This is a genomic window from Klebsiella sp. GW_Kp182, assembly GCF_040062275.1.
Lineage (GTDB): Bacteria > Pseudomonadota > Gammaproteobacteria > Enterobacterales > Enterobacteriaceae > Klebsiella > Klebsiella michiganensis.
Genome location: NZ_JBEAFQ010000005.1, coordinates 132,037 through 149,449 on the forward strand (window position 1 = coordinate 132,037; position 17,413 = coordinate 149,449).

Here is a 17,413-nt window from a genome sequence, read left to right on the forward strand (position 1 = left end):
GCGAACGGCATTACAGGCTGTTGAACACGCGGTTCTCTTGTTCCTGTACGCGAATAAAAGTCGTGCGTTTAGTCAGTTCTTTCAGCCGTGAAGCACCTACGTAGGTGCATGCGGAACGCAGACCGCCAAGAATATCGCGCGCGGTGTTTTCAACCGGGCCGCGCAGAGGCAGCTTAACGGTTTTGCCTTCAGCCGCACGGTACTGGGCTACGCCGCCAACGTGACGGGTCATCGCCGACTCCGAGCTCATGCCGTAGAACAGCATGAATTTTTCGCCGTTTTCTTCAACCACGGTACCGCCGCTCTCTTCGTGACCGGCCAGCATACCGCCAAGCATCACGAAATCCGCGCCGCCGCCGAAGGCTTTAGCCACATCGCCCGGCATAGTACATCCGCCGTCGCTGATAATCTGCCCGCCCAGGCCGTGCGCCGCATCGGCACACTCAATCACTGCGGAAAGCTGCGGATAGCCGACGCCGGTTTTCACGCGGGTTGTACATACGGAGCCCGGACCGATACCCACCTTAACGATATCAGCCCCCGAAAGAATCAGCTCTTCGCACATTTCGCCGGTAACAACGTTGCCCGCAATAATGGTTTTCTGCGGCCAGGCTTCGCGGGCTTTCGCGACAAACTGCACGAAGTGCTCTGAATAGCCATTCGCCACGTCAATGCACACAAAGCTAAGCTGCGGATTTTGGATCAGAATCTGATTTGTTTTTTCAAAATCCGCATCGGAGGTGCCGGTAGAGACCATGACGTGCTGCACGACATCTGCCGATACGCTCTGAACAAACGCCTGCCACTGTTCAACGCTGTAATGCTTATGTACGGCGGTCAAAACGCCAAATGAAGCCAGGGCTTTAGCCATGGCAAACGTGCCAACGGTGTCCATGTTAGCAGCAATGATCGGCACACCAGACCAGGTCTGGCCAGAATGTTTGAAAGTGAATTCACGTTCCAGCTGTACGTCAGAACGGCTTTTGAGGGTAGAACGTTTCGGGCGGATAAGAACGTCTTTAAAACCAAGCTTCAAATCTTCTTCAATACGCATGTGCGAATTCCTGGGGTTAATTGCATTATTGTGAGAGCACAACTCCAGTGACGTTATCATACGCACGAATCATGGCCGCGCAAGACTGCGATTTTCACTTTTTTTACGCTACAATCGTATAAATTTACCTGGTGAACAGCCAAAAGCGAATTTGCGATATCCCATCGCAGGCGTATCATTTTTAACCATTTGATTTACATGCGCAAAAAGAACCAGGGTACGTGGTGACAGCCATTTATTGGTTGATATCACGTCGATAAAACCACTGTCGCAGTGGCGTCGTCGCGTCGTAAATCACGGCTCTATTATTGAAAAATGTGCATGTAGTCAGTTTCAGGATTGAGGTGTATGACATACACGGTAGCGTTAACAGGCGGCATCGGTAGCGGTAAAAGTACCGTAGCCGACGCATTCTCACACCTCGGGGTTAACGTTATTGATGCTGACATTATCGCGCGCCAGGTGGTCGAGCCCGGTACCCCGGGGCTAAACGCGATTGCTCAACGCTTCGGTCCGCAGATCCTGAATAAAGATGGCACCCTTAACCGTCGCGCTCTGCGTGAACATATTTTCGCTCATGCAGAGGATAAGAACTGGCTAAACGCGCTGCTGCACCCGCAAATTCAGCAGGAAACGCGTCGCCAGATGCAGCTTGCCACCTCGTCTTATATTCTCTGGGTTGTACCTTTACTGGTCGAAAACCGTTTGTCCGCCAAAGCCGATCGGGTCCTTGTTGTCGATGTGCCGAAAGAGACGCAGATAGCGCGCACGATGCTTCGCGATCGGGTCAGTCGGCAACATGCGGAACATATTCTTGCCGCTCAGGCAACGCGCGAACAGCGCCTTGCCGTTGCGGATGATGTTATTGAAAATATGGGTTCACCTGATGCCATCGCATCAGCTGTCGCCCGCCTGCATGCAAAGTATCAACAGCTGGCAGCGCAGGCCGCCTCACAGGAAAAACCGTAATGTCTACCCCTGTTCTATTTGAACATCCGCTTAATGAAAAAATGCGCACCTGGCTGCGTATTGAGTTTTTGCTCCAGCAGCTGACCGTACATCCCGCCATTACCAGCCATGCGGATGCGCTGCATTTTTTCCGCAATATCGGCGATCTTTTAGATGTTTTTGAACGCGGTGAAGTACGTACCGATCTGATGAAAGAGCTGGATCGCCAACAGAGGAAGCTGCAATCCTGGGCGGAAGTCCCTGGGGTTGATCAGGATCGTATCAACGAACTGCGTCAGCAGCTGAAGCAATCAGGCAGTACGTTAATGTCGGCGCCGCGTATCGGCCAGTACCTGCGAGAGGATCGCCTGATCGCCCTGGTACGCCAACGCCTGAGTATCCCGGGCGGCTGCTGTAGCTTCGATCTTCCGACGCTGCACATCTGGCTGCATATGCCACAGGAATATCGCGATGAGCAGGTCGGTAAGTGGCTGGCCAGCCTGGAACCGCTGACGCAATCGCTGATGCTCATTCTCGATCTCATCCGTAACTCGGCCCCCTTCCGTAAGCAGACCAGCCTGAACGGTTTTTATCAGGACAACGGCGAAGATGCCGATCTGCTGCGTCTGCGGTTGGATCTTGCCAGCCAGCTCTACCCCCAAATATCAGGCCACAAGAGCCGCTTTGCCATCCGCTTTATGCCGCTGGACAGCGAGCACGGCATCGTGCCGGAGCGTTTTGATTTTGAACTGGCCTGCTGTTAAGGAGTCAATATGTCAGAAGAGATAACCGTCAACTGCCCAACCTGCGGCAAAATTGTAGTCTGGAATGAGCAGAGCCCGCATCGCCCGTTCTGCTCCAAACGCTGTCAGCTTATCGATTTAGGCGAATGGGCAGCGGAAGAGAAACGTATCCCAAGCAGCAGCGATCTGTCAGATAGCGACGGCTGGAGCGAAGAAAAAGAGTAACGGATTTCGGGCGGGCATGTACAGGCCCGCCCTGATTTGCCGGATGCAGGCGCCCCCTACCCGATCAGAGAACCTTGAATTAACTTCGTAATGACGGGTTCGTTTGCCGGCGGAAAATCCTCAGCAACGAGCGCGCTCTGCGCAATCCAGCGGCCCGGCTGCCCTTCTTTCCCCCACGGCTCGCCTTCCCAGCTGTTCACCAGCCAGAACCATAGCGTGATATGGCGATCGGGAAACTGGTACTCCAGCTTATCAAACAGGCTGTAAGCTTTGGCTGTAATGCCGACCTCTTCCTGCAGCTCGCGTACTAAGGCCTGTTCGGACGACTCGCTCTCTTCAATTTTACCGCCCGGGAATTCAAGCTTGTTCGCCATATGCGCATCGGCGGCCCGCTGAGTGATAAAAATCTCCCCTTGCGAATTACGGATAATACCCACTGAAATTTGCAGCGTTTTCATTGTCTTCATTCCATAAAAAAGGCGCAGATATCTGCGCCCTGGTATTCAATATTGTAAAAGCTTAGCTCAGGCGACCGTGGCACTGCTTGTATTTTTTGCCAGAACCGCACGGGCAAGGATCGTTACGACCCACTTTACGCTCGCCGGTTTGTTCAGCCAGCGCGGCCGCGGCTGCGCTATCATCGTCCTGATGGCTCAGCTGCTGCATCTGCGCCAGACGCTCAGCTTCTTCACGACGCTGCTGCTCCATCGCCTCAACCTCTTCCGGCATCCGCACCTGAACTTTGCTCAGGGTACTGATCACTTCATATTTCAGGGATTCCAGCATTGAAGCGAACATGGAGAAAGATTCACGCTTATATTCCTGCTTCGGATCTTTCTGCGCATAGCCGCGCAGGTGGATCCCCTGACGCAGGTAGTCCATCGCCGCCAGGTGCTCTTTCCACAGGGAGTCCAGCGTTTGCAGCATGACGCCTTTTTCAAAGTGACGCATCATCTCAGCGCCAACCACTTCTTCCTTACGCTGATAGGTTTCAATGGCGCTCTGCAAAATGCGCTCACGCAGCGTTTCTTCATGAAGCTCCGGCTCTTTATCCAGCCACTCTTTGAGCGGCAGCTCGAGGTCGAAGTCATTTTTCAGACGCTCCTGCAGGCCTTCAATATCCCACATCTCTTCCAGAGACTGCGGAGGAATATGGGCATCGATGGTCGCTTTAAATACGTCTTCACGAATGCTGTTAATCGTCTCGCTCACGTCGGTCACGTCGAGCAGCTCATTACGCTGGGTGTAAATAGCGCGACGCTGATCGTTAGCCACATCGTCATATTCCAGCAGCTGCTTACGAATATCGAAGTTGCGGCTCTCGACTTTACGCTGCGCGTTGGCAATCGCTTTGGTCACCCATGGATGCTCGATAGCCTCACCCGGCTTCATACCCAGTTTACGCATCATGCCGGACACGCGGTCAGACGCGAAGATACGCATCAGGGCATCTTCCATCGACAGATAGAAACGGGAAGAACCGGCGTCCCCCTGACGGCCTGAACGACCGCGGAGCTGGTTATCAATACGGCGGGATTCATGGCGTTCGGTGCCGATGATATGCAAACCGCCCGCAGCCAGTACCGCATCGTGACGAACCTGCCAGTCGGCTTTGATCTGCGCAATCTGTTCTGGAGTCGGGTCTTCCAGCTGGGCGACCTCGGCCTGCCAGCTACCGCCAAGCATAATGTCGGTACCACGGCCGGCCATGTTAGTTGCAATGGTTACCGCAGACGGATAGCCCGCCTGCGCAACGATGTCCGCTTCGCTGGCGTGGAATTTCGCGTTCAGCACGTTGTGCTTGATGCCCGCCTTCGTTAATTCATTAGAGACCACTTCTGATTTTTCGATAGAAATGGTACCCACCAGCACTGGCTGACCCTCGGCGGTACGCTGCTTAATATCTTCGATAATGGCCTGAATTTTTTCCGCTTCGGTCATATAGACCAGGTCCGCCATGTCTTTACGAATCATCGGACGGTTGGTCGGAACCACAACGGTATCCAGCTTATAGATTGAGCTAAATTCAAACGCTTCGGTATCGGCGGTACCGGTCATCCCTGCCAGCTTCTCGTACAGGCGGAAATAGTTCTGGAAGGTAATTGAAGCCAGCGTCTGGTTCTCGTTCTGAATATCAACGCCTTCTTTCGCTTCAACGGCCTGGTGCAGGCCATCGGACCAGCGGCGCCCCTGCATCGTACGGCCGGTGTGTTCGTCGACGATGATCACTTCGCCATCTTTCACGATGTAATCAACATCGCGGGTGAACAGCACATGCGCGCGCAGCGCGGCGGTCACGTGGTGCATCAGCATGATATTGGTCGGTGAGTACAGCGACTCGCCTTCTTCCATAATACCTTCATTCACCAGCAGCTCTTCAATCAACACCAGGCCGCGTTCGGTCAGGTTTACCTGACGCGCTTTCTCATCGACGGAGAAGTGCCCTTCGCCGGTAAAGGTTTCGGAGTCTTCTTTATCCTGACGCACCAGGTGCGGAATGATCTTGTTCACCTTCTTATACATTTCCGAGCTGTCTTCAGCCGGGCCGGAAATAATAAGCGGGGTACGCGCTTCATCGATCAGAATGGAGTCGACTTCATCCACCAGCGCATAGTGCAGCTTGCGCTGTACGCGCTCTTCAGGACTGAAGGCCATATTGTCGCGCAGATAGTCAAAGCCGTATTCGTTGTTGGTACCGTAAGTAATATCGGCTGCGTAGGCTTCACGCTTGGCCGGCGCAGGCAGGCCGGACATGTTAATGCCAACGGTCATCCCCAGGAATTCAAACAGCGGGCGGTTGTTCTCGGCATCACGCTGCGCCAGATAGTCGTTGACGGTCACCACGTGAACGCCTTTACCGGTCAGCGCATTCAGATAGGCAGGCAGAGTTGCGGTCAGCGTTTTACCTTCACCGGTACGCATTTCTGCAATACAGCGGTCGTTGAGAACCATGCCGCCCAGCAGCTGAACGTCAAAGTGACGCATGCCGAAGACGCGTTTACTGGCTTCACGCACGACGGCAAAGGCTTCCGGGATCAGGCTCTCCAGGGCTTCACCTTTTTCCAGGCGAGCGCGGAACTCAGCGGTTTTCCCTTTCAGTTCGTCGTCGGACAGTTTTTCCATGGACGGTTCCATGGCGTTGATCACGTTGACGGCTTTGCGCATACGACGCAGCGTACGGTCGTTACGGCTACCGAATACTTTAGTTAATAATTTGATTAGCATAATAAAATCTCAAACGCCCCGCGGTGCGGAGTCACAAAAAAATAGAATGGTCCGTTTTTGGTTTAGCTGAGACGTTGAGGCCCTGCGCGTATGCCGGCCACCTGGCTAATCCAGGTACAGACGCGAAACGCGCAGTGGGAAATAGAGGGGTTATATGCCGCCAGATGAACAATGGCCGGAGGTTTACTCTCCTGCGTCAACAGCGCGCTAAGCGTGTCGAGAAGGGCCAGATGCTGCGCCTGAAGCGGTGAAGACTCTTCCGCTACCGGCAGCGCCTGCGGGGCCATCGCAAAAGAGAGGTGGCGAATGACCGTACGAATGGCGTGCTGATGCCAGTAATCAACCGTGAAATTGGGCCGACGACTGGAAGATTCCAGCAGCGCTAGCTGAGAAAAATTAACTTTAGCAGGATTATGGTTGCTGGACGTCGTTTTAGCGGGCGACGCGGTCTCATGCTCATGACCATTGCTAAGCGCAGGCAGGCCGAGGCTAGCCGCGACCATCCCCAACAGGAGATGCGGCCAGAAATACCGTCTGCCAAACTGTCGCCAGCGCGTCAGCAATCCACTCACTTACGTTACCTTTTGTTGGTAGCAACCCTAAGAAATATTTTGCGTCCAAATACTAACATTAATACGCCGTCACGGCAGCAGGAATGAGGTCTCAGGCGGGGGAAAAACGTTTAAAAAAGGAACGAACGCGCAAAAAATGCAGTTAAAAATCAAAGCAGGACGCAGCGGGAATATAAAAAAGAAAACGACTGGCTCCCTGGCCGGAGAGAGTACCAGGTTACCAGTCGAATTTACTGCCGGGTCTGACTTATGCCAGAACCAGCGTCGGGGCGCGGAACGCCAGCGGCATTTCTGCGTCGTCCTCGAAGGTCACATACTCCCAGGCTTCCTGTTTTGCCAGAACAGCCTGCAGCAGTTTGTTATTCAACGCGTGACCGGATTTGTACGCCGTAAATGCGCCGATAATATTGTGGCCACACATAAAGAGGTCGCCAATGGCATCCAGCATTTTGTGACGGACAAACTCATCTTCAAAGCGCAAACCGTCTTCGTTCAGTACGCGATAATCGTCAACAACGATGGCACAATCGAAGCTGCCGCCCAGACACAGGCCGCGGGACTGCAGATATTCGATATCACGCATAAAACCGAAGGTACGCGCGCGGCTAATCTGGCGCATAAACGCATCAGCCGAGAAGTTCATTGCGTAGCGCTGGCTGCTGGAGTCAATCGCCGGATGGTTAAAATCAATGGTGAAGTCCAGTGAAAAACCATTGTACGGTTTGAATTCGGCCCATTTATCGCCATCTTCAACGCGAACTGTCTCTTTGATACGCACAAATTTCTTAGCGCAGTTCAGTTCATCGATGCCGGCATCCAGCAACAGATAAACGAACGGAGCCGCACTACCGTCCATAATTGGGACTTCCGGCGCATCGACTTCAATAATAATGTTGTCGATACCCAAGCCAGCTAGCGCGGCATTGAGGTGCTCAACCGTCGATATCCGCACGTCATGCTCATTGACCAGGCAAGTACAGAGCATGGTATCACGCACAGATTTGGCATCAGCCGGAAAATCAACCGGTGGATTCAAGTCGGTGCGACGATAGATGACCCCGGTATTTGCCGGCGCAGGGCGTAACGTCAGGGTGACTTTCTTGCCGGTATGCAAACCGACGCCAGTCGCCTGAACGATACGTTTAAGAGTCCTTTGTTTGATCATCGTATAATCTCGCCAAGTTACCTATCCAACCGAAGTGTACTATACATTCGGCAGGCCAGTTTAGCACAAAGAGCGCAGATGCCCAACTTCCAGCCAATTCTTAATCGGCTTGCTTACGCAGGAAGGCTGGAATATCCAGATAATCTGGCTCTTTCGCGGCCTGCGGCGTATTGTCATTGACCACTTTTGCGGCCGGTTTCTGCTCTTGCGTCAGTGGAGACATACCGTGCTGCTGGTAACGATCCATCACCGGCTGCTGCACCTGTTTGTTGGTGACCAGGGTGATTTCCGGACGTTTGTCCATACCGATACCGGTAGCAACGACGGTTACGCGCAGCTCGTCGTTCATATCCGGGTCCAGAGAGGTACCGATAACCACGGTGGCGTTATCCGAAGCAAATGCGCGGATAGTGTTACCTACGGTCTCGAACTCATCCAGACGCAGGTCGAAGCCCGCAGTGATGTTGACCAGAACGCCACGCGCGCCGGACAGATCGATATCTTCCAGCAGCGGAGAAGAGATCGCCATTTCAGCCGCTTCTTCCGCACGGTCTTCACCGCTCGCCACGCCGGAGCCCATCATGGCGTAGCCCATTTCAGACATCACGGTACGCACGTCCGCAAAGTCGACGTTCATCAGGCCTGGGCGGGTGATCAGCTCAGCGATACCCTGCACCGCGCCTTTCAGCACGTCGTTGGCCGCACCGAAAGCGTCGAGCAGAGAAATGCCGCGGCCGAGAACCTTCAGCAGCTTGTCGTTCGGGATGGTGATCAGCGAATCCACATGCTTGGACAGCTCGGTGATGCCCTGCTCAGCGAACGCCATGCGCTTCTTGCCTTCAAAATTGAACGGCTTAGTCACCACGGCAACGGTGAGGATACCTAAATCTTTTGCAACTTCAGCCACCACTGGCGCAGCACCGGTTCCGGTACCGCCGCCCATGCCGGCTGCGATAAACACCATATCGGCGCCGTCAAGGGCGGCACGCAGCGCTTCACGGTCTTCATCCGCCGCGTTACGGCCGACTTCCGGGTTTGCGCCTGCGCCCAGACCTTTGGTAATACCGCTACCGATCTGGATAGTCTGGCCAACAGCCGTTTTGCGCAGAGCCTGCGCGTCGGTGTTCACCGCGAAAAATTCAACACCCTCAATGCGCTCGCGCACCATGTGCTCAACGGCGTTACCGCCGCCGCCGCCGACGCCGATGACTTTAATCACCGCGTCGTTGGTCAGTTCCATAGGTTCAAACATAATTTCTCTCTCCGTTGTGCCTGTCGCCTGAGAACGCTAATTTTCTGCGTTCTCTTAAAAAATTAAAACTCTTTTCGCAACCAACTGTTGAGTCGTTTGATCCACGACCCGACCGTTACGCGTTTTTCCACCTCTGCTTCACCACTGAGATGAGATTCCTTCCCGTAGTGCAGCAGCCCAACCGCCGTCGAGTAATACGGCTCCTGGGCATAATCCGTTAATCCGGTAATATTCAGCGGCGCGCCAATTCTCACCTGCGTATGGAATACGCGCTGCGCACAGGCGGCAAGTCCTTCAATTTGCGCCGCACCGCCGGTTAATACAATGCCAGCCGCCAGGTGGTGCTTCACACCTTGTTGACGGAGCTGTTCCTGCAGCTGCAGGATCTCTTCATTCACCAGGTTGAGCAATTCGGTATAACGTGGCTCAATCACCTCGGCCAGCGTCTGACGCTGCAGACTACGAGGCGGACGCCCGCCCACGCTGGGGACTTCCACGTTCTCGTCTTTACCAACGATGGAACCCAGCGCACAGCCGTGACGCACTTTAATGGCTTCTGCGTCGCTCGGCGGCGTACCGAAAGCGTAGGCAATATCGCTGGTCACCACGTTGCCCGCGTACGGGATCACTTTGGTATGACGCAGCGCGCCGCCGGTATAGACCGCAATATCCATTGTACCACCGCCGATATCCACCACGCAGACACCCAGTTCACGTTCGTCTTCCGTTAATACGGAATAGCTGGCGGCTAAACCGGCGAAAATAAGCTGGTCGACTTTCAGACCGCAACGTTCCACCGCTTTGACAATATTTTTTGCCATATCGTTATGGCAGGTAATCAAATGCACTTTCGCCTGCATGCGTACGCCAGACAGTCCTACGGGGTTTTTAATCCCCTCCTGGTAGTCGATGGCGTACTCCTGCGGGATAACGTGCAGAACGCGATGCTCGTCGCGCACGCGAACCGATTTCGCGGTATGTACCACGTTCTCTACGTCGTCCTGCGTAACTTCTTCTTCAGAAATCGGCACCATACCGATTTCATTTTGACAGCTGATATGTTTGCCTGAAAGCGCCAGATAGACTGACGAGATCTGGCAATCCGCCATCAGTTCGGCCTGGTCAATGGCGCGCTGTACGCATTTCACCACGGATTCCAGGTCGTTCACTCCGCCTTTATCCATACCACGCGATGGGCAACTGCCCACGCCAATGATATTAATCATACCGTCGGGCAGAACTTCCCCTACTAAAGCGGCAACCTTAGCGGTGCCAATCTCCAGTCCAACTACCAGTTTTCTGTCCGTCGCCTTGATCATTGTTGTTCTGCCTGTGCCTGATTCTGTTGTTGTTGAGTTTCCTCTACAGGAGCCGGTACCCAACCGACTGCCGCTCCCGAGTCATAACGCAAATCAACGTAGCTTATCCGTTTGCCGTCGGTCTGCGCCTGCTGCTGAAGAACCGGGTAGAGTTCCATAAAGCGCTGAAGCCGTTTCATGGTGTCACCCCGGCCAAGGTTGAGCTTAATGTCGTTATTAAGCGTCAACTGCCAGGAGCGACGCGCGGTCATTGCCGCTACTTTCAACGTGAATTTATCCTTTGCCAGCACCTGCCCCATGTCGCGGTATCCCTGAAGGACTTCGTTCTCACTGCCTTCCGGGCCGTACAACATCGGTAAATTCTGTTTACTGGTGCGATCTGACGGCACGCTGAAAGAATTTCCGTCCACGTCTACCATATGCTGATCATTCCAGCGCGCTATCGGCACATATTCAACCAGATGAATCTTCAATTCGTCCGGCCACTGCTTTCTGACGCTCGCCTGCTTAATCCACGGCAGACGTTCAATCTGGCTTTGAATAATGTTGACGTCCTGCGTCATAAAGGTGCCCGGCGACCCCAATGCCAGAATCGCCTGACGGATATCATCGTTGCGCGTGTAGTGACGCTCACCGGTGACCACCATCTTTGACAGCGGTAACCGCTGTGCATCTTCCATCCAGCCCAGAACCATCCATCCGCTGACCAGCACGGTACAGAGCACCGCCAGCAGGAAGAAGATACCCGCCAGACGAGAGCCATTACTTCGACGCGAAGAGGTTTCGTCTTCCTCTTCGTGGTTCCGCGTATTCAGCGCAGCCTGCGACATATCACCCCGCCAGGTCCAGAATTCGTACAACAAGCTGCGAGAAGCTCATCCCTGCCTGACGCGCCGCCATGGGCACCAGGCTATGGCTGGTCATGCCAGGAGAGGTGTTTGCTTCCAGCAGATAAAACTGGCCATCGCTGTCCAGCATCACATCAATTCGCCCCCAGCCGTAACAGCCAAGACTATCCCAGGCTTTTTGCACCAGAGCCTGGATTTCTGCCTCGCGCGCGGAATCTTCCAGGCCAGGGCAGAAATATTGCGTTTCATCAGAGAGATACTTTGCTTCATAATCATAGAAGGTTCCAGCCGCCTGGATACGTATTGACGGTAAAATTTCTTCTCCGACGATAGCGACGGTAAATTCCGGCCCACTGAGCCATTTTTCAATCAGAACTTCGTCATCATGCTGAAAAGCCAGCGCCAATGCATTTTGTAATGCACAACTTTCGCTGACTTTGGACATACCGACGCTGGATCCTTCGCGACTGGGTTTAACAATCAACGGCAGTCCGAGGGCGGAAATCTGCTGTTCTACCTCAGCGGAAAGCCCCGCGGTAAACTGTTTACGCGTTAGCGCAACCCACGGCGCAACCGGCAGCCCGGCGCCCTGCCACAGCAGTTTGCTGCGCAGCTTATCCATTGAGATAGCGGAAGCCATCACGCCGCTGCCGGTATAGGGGAGTTGAATCAGCTCCAGCAGACCCTGCAACGTACCATCTTCACCGCCGCGACCGTGCAAGGCAATAAACGCTTTCTGAAAACCCATATTTTTCAATTGGGTAATATCCACGTCGCGCGGGTCGACCGGGTGCGCATCGACCCCGGCTTCACGCAGGCCGGCGAGCACCGCCGAACCTGAATTGAGAGAGACTTCACGTTCAGCGGAGGTTCCGCCAAAGAGGACCGCGATTTTATCAGCCATGGCGCTCCTCCTGCGATTTTTGCGGCTGCAATTTGATTTCCGCCAGGTGACGGGCGATTTTACCGATATTTCCCGCCCCCTGAACCAGCACCAGATCGTTGCCGGTCAATACTGAAGCCAGCATCTCTGCCGCCTGCGCCGGGTCGGAAACCAGAATCGGGTCGACTTTACCGCGGCCGCGAATCGTACGGCACAGCGAGCGGCTGTCGGCGCCAGGAATAGCGGCTTCGCCCGCGGAATAAACGTCCAGCATCAGCAGCGCGTCAACCTGGGTCAGCACGTTGGCGAAATCATCGTACAGATCGCGCGTACGGGTAAAACGGTGCGGCTGAAACAGCATCACCAGGTTTTTATCCGGCCAGCCCGCCCGCGCCGCTTTGATGGTGGCATCCACTTCCGTAGGATGATGACCATAATCATCGATCAGCATCGCGGTACCCTCTTTACCGTTAACTTCAGCTAAGGGGTATTCGCCAAGGAAATCAAAGCGACGGCCGGTGCCCTGGAAGCTTTCCAGCGCGCGCAAAATAGCGTCATCATCAATGCCCTCTTCCGTGGCAACGGCCACCGCCGCCGCCGCGTTCAGCGCGTTGTGGCGACCCGGTGCGTTCAGCGTCACCTGAATGACCTCTTTATCCTGGCGAACCAGACGGAAATGGCCCTGAGCGCCAACCTGACGATACTCTTCCACGCGAACGTCGGCATCATCGCTAAATCCGTAGGTGGTGAGCTGGCGGCCAACGCGCGGCAGCAGTTCACGAATCACCGGATCGTCCACGCACATCACCGCGCGTCCGTAGAACGGCAGATTGTGCAGGAAGTTAATAAACGTCTGCTTCAGGTTTTCGAAGTCGCCGTGGTAGGTATCCATATGATCGGCTTCGATATTGGTTACGATAGCGACCATCGGCTGTAAATGCAGGAACGAGGCGTCGCTTTCGTCCGCTTCGGCAATCAGGTAACGACTATGGCCAAGGCGCGCGTGCACGCCAGCGGCTTTGACCAGACCACCGTTCACGAAGGTAGGATCCAGCCCGGCTTCAGCGTAAATGCTCGAGACCATCGCCGTGGTTGTGGTCTTTCCGTGCGTGCCGGCAATGGCAATGCCGTGGCGAAAACGCATCAGCTCCGCCAGCATCTCGGCGCGGCGAATAACCGGAATACGCGCTTCGTGGGCGGCGACGATTTCCGGGTTATCCGCAGAAATCGCGCTGGAAACCACGACAACGCTCGCATCGCGCACGTTTTCAGGGCGATGGTTGAAATAAATCGTGGCGCCAAGCTGAGTCAACTGCTGGGTCACCGGATTCGGCGCCAGGTCGGAGCCGCTAATCTGATAACCTTCGTTGGCCAGAACTTCGGCAATACCGCCCATGCCGGCACCGCCAATGCCAACAAAGTGAATGTGCCGGACGCGACGCATCTCGGGCACGATAGAACGCAGTTTTGCCAGATCTTGTGTATTCATTCTTTACGCCATCAACTTCTTTATTCGGACGGTGATCATCACCGCGATTAACGCGCCAGTGCTGCGGCGCTCACTTCTTCTGCTACCCGTTCGGTCGCGTCCGGAATCGAGGCTCTGCGCGCTCGCTCCGCCATATCCAGCAGCGTCTCGCGATCCCAACCCGCCAGAGTTTGCGCGACGGCCTCCACGGTAAACTGCGGCTGCTCAAGGATCTTCGCTGCCCCTGCCTTCTCTAACGGCAGCGCATTCCAGTACTGCTGACGATCTTTGTGCTGAAAAGGCACAAACAGCGCCGGTAAACCCGCGGCGGCAATTTCGCTCACCGTCAGCGCCCCGGAACGACATACGACAACATCAGCCCAGGCATAAGCCGCCGCCATGTCGTCAATAAATTCGGTGACTTTGTGCTGCGGCTGGCCGGCGTCGGAATAGGCCTGCTGTACGCTCTCCTGGCCCCCTTTACCGCTCTGGTGCCAGATGGTGACAGCAGAACCCAGCTTCGCCGCCACCTGCGGCATCGTCTGATTGAGCACGCGCGCGCCCTGCGAGCCGCCGACGACCAATACGCGAATCGGCCCCTGACGCCCGACTAACCGCTGTTCCGGCAGCGGCAGCGCCAGCACATCGGTACGAACCGGGTTGCCAACAACGTCGGCATGCGGGAAAGCGCCGGGAAATGCCTGCATGACCTTTTTGGCAATTTTCGCCAGCCATTTATTCGTCAGGCCGGCAATCCCGTTCTGTTCATGTAGGACAACCGGGATCCCCAGCGACCATGCCGCCAGACCGCCGGGTCCGGAAACATAGCCGCCCATGCCCAGCACCACGTCCGGCTGAAAACGCTGCATAATCGCTCGCGCCTGACGCCAGGCGTTGAAAATACGCACCGGCGCCAGCATCTGCGCCTTCAGGCCCTTGCCGCGCAGGCCGGATATCTGAATGAAATCAATTTCAATGCCGTGCTTCGGCACTAAATCCGCTTCCATACGATCCGCGGTACCCAGCCAGCGGACCTGCCAGCCCTGGTCCATTAAATGGTGCGCAACCGCCAGTCCCGGGAACACGTGTCCGCCGGTACCGCCTGCCATCACCATTAAGCGCTTTTCCTGACCGCTCATCGAACACCCCGTGTAAACGCCTGGGCTTTTTCCAGACGCGTTTCATAATCAATTCGTAACAGCAACATGATCGCCGTCGACATAATCAGCAGGCTCGAACCGCCGTAACTGATCAGCGGCAGCGTCAGGCCTTTGGTTGGCAGCATCCCCGCCGCCGCGCCGACGTTAACCAGCGCCTGAAAGCTAAACCAGATCCCAATGGCGCAGGCCAGAAATCCGGAGAAACGGTGGTCAATCTCCAGCGCTTTGCGGCCAATGGACATGGCGCGAAAAGCGACGAAGAATACCATTAAAAGTGCGAGTACCACACCGATATAACCGAGCTCTTCACCGATAATGGCGAAGATGAAATCGGTGTGCGCCTCGGGCAAATACTCCAGCTTCTGGACCGAATTGCCCAGGCCCTGCCCCCACATTTCGCCGCGACCAAAGGCCATCAGCGACTGGGTTAGCTGGTAGCCGCTGCCGAACGGATCTTCCCACGGGTTCCAGAAAGAGGTCACGCGGCGGATACGGTACGGTTCAGCCAGAATCAGCAGTACGACCGCCGAAAGCCCCATCCCGATAATGGCGATGAACTGCCACAGCTTGGCTCCCGCCAGGAACAGCATGGCCAGGGTGGTCACAAACAGCACGACGACGGTACCGAGGTCAGGCTGCGCCAGCAGTAAAATCGCCAGTACGAAAATCACGCCCATCGGCTTTAAGAAGCCGCGCAGGTTGTTACGCACTTCGTCGCCTTTACGCACGAGGTAGTTGGCGATGTAGCAGAACAGCGACAGCTTGGTAAACTCCGCAGGCTGGATACGCAGCGGCCCCAGCGCAATCCAGCGCGACGCCCCGTTAACCGAGCTACCGACCACCAGAACAATCAGCAGCATGACGATAGAGGCGATCAGCATCGCGGTACTATGGCGCTGCCAGAACTCCATCGGCAGGCGCAGCGTCACCATCGCCAGCCCTAGCGCCAGCAGAATGTATAAGCCATCGCGCTTGGCAAACAGAAACGGATCGTTCGCCAGACGCTGGCCTACCGGCATCGACGCCGAGGTCACCATAATGAAGCCTATTGCGGCCAGGCCAAAGGTCAGCCACAGCAGCATCCGGTCATACATCACCAGGCTATCAGTATCTTTTTGCCGCGAGCCCATCACCCAGCCTTTCAGCGCGGCGAACAGCCATGCGAAAATAAACATTCCCGGCAGACGCGGCAGTCTCAGCCGTGGCATTTTCAGGCGCGGGAGTGATAAACGCATCAACCTAACTCCTTCGCCAGGCGAGCAAAGATGTCGCCGCGTTGTTCAAAGTTTTTAAACTGATCGAGGCTGGCGCACGCGGGAGACAGCAGCACCATATCACCCGCGACAACCTGCGGCGCAATCTGGCGCATCGCCTGCTCCATGGTTTCCGTTTGCACGGCGACGTCCGGGCGAAGGGCCGCCAGCTGCGCGCCGTCGCGGCCGAAGCAGTACAGGCGAACGTTGTCGCCGGTCAGGTAACGGCTTAACGGCGTGAAATCAGCGGATTTCCCATCGCCGCCCAGCAGCAGATAGAGCGTTCCATCAAGATGCAGCCCATTGAGCGCCGCTTCGGTACTGCCGACGTTGGTGGCTTTAGAATCGTTGATCCAGCGCACGCCGTTGTGCTCCAGCACCAGTTGGAAACGATGCGCCAGCCCGGTGAATGTGGTCAGCGCTTTCAGGCTACTGGCGCGCGGCAGACCCGCCGCGTCCGCCAGAGCCAGGGCCGCAAGCGCGTTACTGTAGTTATGCTGGCCGCTAATCTTCATCTCTTTGACGTTGAGCACTTTCTCGCCTTTGACGCGCAGCCAGGTTTCTCCCTGCTGACGGTTCAGGTGATAGTCACCAACGTCAACGCCGAAGCTGATGCAGCGATCGTCAGCGCCGCGTACCGGCATGGTTAACGCATCGTCGGCATTAACGATACAGGCCCGGGCGTTCTCATAAACGCGCAGTTTGGCGGCGCGATACTGCTGAAGCCCCAGCGGATAGCGGTCCATATGATCTTCGGTGACGTTAAGGATCGTCGCCGCGGCCGCCCGCAGGCTGGAGGTGGTTTCCAGCTGGAAGCTGGAAAGCTCCAGGACATAGAGTTCGCGCTCAGGATCCAGCAGCATCAGCGCCGGCAGGCCAATATTGCCCCCGACGCCAACGTTCAACCCCGCCGCTTTCGCCATTTCTCCCACAAGGGAAGTCACGGTGCTTTTACCGTTGGAACCGGTGATCGCAATAATCGGCGCCTGCGCCTCGCGGCAGAACAGTTCAATATCGCCGACTATTTCTACCCCCGCATCCGCCGCGGCGCTCAGGGAAGGATGCGCCAGCGCGATGCCAGGGCTGGCAACAATCAGGTCCGCCGTCAACAGCCAGTCTTCGTTCAGACCGCCGACATAGCGCTCAACGGCTTCCGGCAGCTTATCCAGCCCCGCCGGAGCAACGCGGGTATCCATCACCCGCGGCGTCACGCCGCGAGCCATGAAAAAGTCCACGCATGACAGGCCGGTCATACCCAGCCCAATAATGACGACTTTTTTACCCTGATAATCTGCCAT

At 55.7% G+C, this 17,413-nt stretch carries 16 protein-coding genes; 3 read left to right on the top strand and 13 right to left on the bottom strand.

The window, feature by feature from the left end:
* Window positions 1-10 precede the first annotated feature (10 nt).
* A complete protein-coding gene (locus ABLU88_RS07260) occupies window positions 11-1,054 on the bottom strand; it encodes a GMP reductase (protein ID WP_025106495.1) in 1,044 nt (347 codons plus the stop codon).
* Between the two features lie 348 nt (window positions 1,055-1,402).
* Between ABLU88_RS07260 and coaE the strand changes: the two genes are divergently transcribed.
* Genes coaE through yacG form a run of 3 tightly spaced genes read left to right on the top strand, consistent with a single transcriptional unit; the run spans window position 1,403 to window position 2,970 of the window.
* Entirely contained in the window at window positions 1,403-2,023 is a 621-nt protein-coding gene (gene coaE, locus ABLU88_RS07265) for a dephospho-CoA kinase (RefSeq protein WP_004098610.1), read from the top strand.
* Window positions 2,023-2,766, top strand: coding sequence for a cell division protein ZapD (gene zapD / locus ABLU88_RS07270; protein ID WP_014227927.1), 744 nt, complete (start codon window positions 2,023-2,025; stop codon window positions 2,764-2,766). Before coaE ends, zapD begins: the two co-directional genes overlap by 1 nt.
* A gap of 9 nt (window positions 2,767-2,775) precedes the next feature.
* A complete protein-coding gene (gene yacG / locus ABLU88_RS07275; protein ID WP_004098607.1) occupies window positions 2,776-2,970 on the top strand; it encodes a DNA gyrase inhibitor YacG in 195 nt (64 codons plus the stop codon).
* Between the two features lie 56 nt (window positions 2,971-3,026).
* On the opposite strand, the gene mutT is transcribed toward yacG, so the two are convergent.
* The 12 genes from mutT to murD form a co-directional block, all read right to left on the bottom strand.
* A complete protein-coding gene (mutT, locus tag ABLU88_RS07280; protein WP_025106494.1) occupies window positions 3,027-3,428 on the bottom strand; it encodes an 8-oxo-dGTP diphosphatase MutT in 402 nt (133 codons plus the stop codon).
* A 61-nt stretch (window positions 3,429-3,489) separates the two neighbouring features.
* On the bottom strand, window positions 3,490-6,195 hold the full coding sequence (gene secA / locus ABLU88_RS07285) for a preprotein translocase subunit SecA (protein ID WP_348836261.1): 2,706 nt from the start codon (window positions 6,193-6,195) through the stop codon (window positions 3,490-3,492).
* A gap of 62 nt (window positions 6,196-6,257) precedes the next feature.
* Window positions 6,258-6,767 (bottom strand): secA translation cis-regulator SecM, encoded by a 510-nt coding sequence (gene secM / locus ABLU88_RS07290; protein WP_014837406.1) that lies wholly within the window; start codon window positions 6,765-6,767, stop codon window positions 6,258-6,260.
* 247 nt (window positions 6,768-7,014) lie between these two features.
* Window positions 7,015-7,932, bottom strand: a complete 918-nt coding sequence (gene lpxC / locus ABLU88_RS07295; RefSeq protein ID WP_004098599.1) for a UDP-3-O-acyl-N-acetylglucosamine deacetylase — start codon at window positions 7,930-7,932, stop codon at window positions 7,015-7,017.
* Window positions 7,933-8,032: 100 nt separating this feature from the next.
* Window positions 8,033-9,184 carry a cell division protein FtsZ gene (gene ftsZ, locus ABLU88_RS07300; protein WP_004098597.1) on the bottom strand — a complete coding sequence of 384 codons (1,152 nt, stop codon included), beginning with the start codon at window positions 9,182-9,184 and terminating at the stop codon, window positions 8,033-8,035.
* Between the two features lie 62 nt (window positions 9,185-9,246).
* The gene (gene ftsA / locus ABLU88_RS07305) at window positions 9,247-10,503 is read right to left on the bottom strand and encodes a cell division protein FtsA (RefSeq protein WP_004098594.1); all 1,257 of its coding nucleotides are present in this window, start codon (window positions 10,501-10,503) and stop codon (window positions 9,247-9,249) included.
* Window positions 10,500-11,333, bottom strand: coding sequence for a cell division protein FtsQ (ftsQ, locus tag ABLU88_RS07310; protein ID WP_014227923.1), 834 nt, complete (start codon window positions 11,331-11,333; stop codon window positions 10,500-10,502). Before ftsQ ends, ftsA begins: the two co-directional genes overlap by 4 nt.
* Before the next feature lies 1 nt (window position 11,334).
* Entirely contained in the window at window positions 11,335-12,255 is a 921-nt protein-coding gene (locus ABLU88_RS07315) for a D-alanine--D-alanine ligase (protein WP_032720383.1), read from the bottom strand.
* A complete protein-coding gene (gene murC, locus ABLU88_RS07320) occupies window positions 12,248-13,723 on the bottom strand; it encodes a UDP-N-acetylmuramate--L-alanine ligase (protein ID WP_014227921.1) in 1,476 nt (491 codons plus the stop codon). The genes ABLU88_RS07315 and murC overlap by 8 nt, the downstream gene beginning before the upstream one ends.
* Window positions 13,724-13,770: 47 nt before the next feature.
* Complete coding sequence (gene murG, locus ABLU88_RS07325; protein ID WP_014837405.1) at window positions 13,771-14,841, bottom strand: undecaprenyldiphospho-muramoylpentapeptide beta-N-acetylglucosaminyltransferase; 1,071 nt, start codon at window positions 14,839-14,841, stop codon at window positions 13,771-13,773.
* Window positions 14,838-16,097, bottom strand: a complete 1,260-nt coding sequence (gene ftsW / locus ABLU88_RS07330) for a cell division protein FtsW (RefSeq protein ID WP_004098587.1) — start codon at window positions 16,095-16,097, stop codon at window positions 14,838-14,840. Before ftsW ends, murG begins: the two co-directional genes overlap by 4 nt.
* Entirely contained in the window at window positions 16,097-17,413 is a 1,317-nt protein-coding gene (gene murD, locus ABLU88_RS07335) for a UDP-N-acetylmuramoyl-L-alanine--D-glutamate ligase (protein WP_014227919.1), read from the bottom strand. The genes ftsW and murD overlap by 1 nt, the downstream gene beginning before the upstream one ends.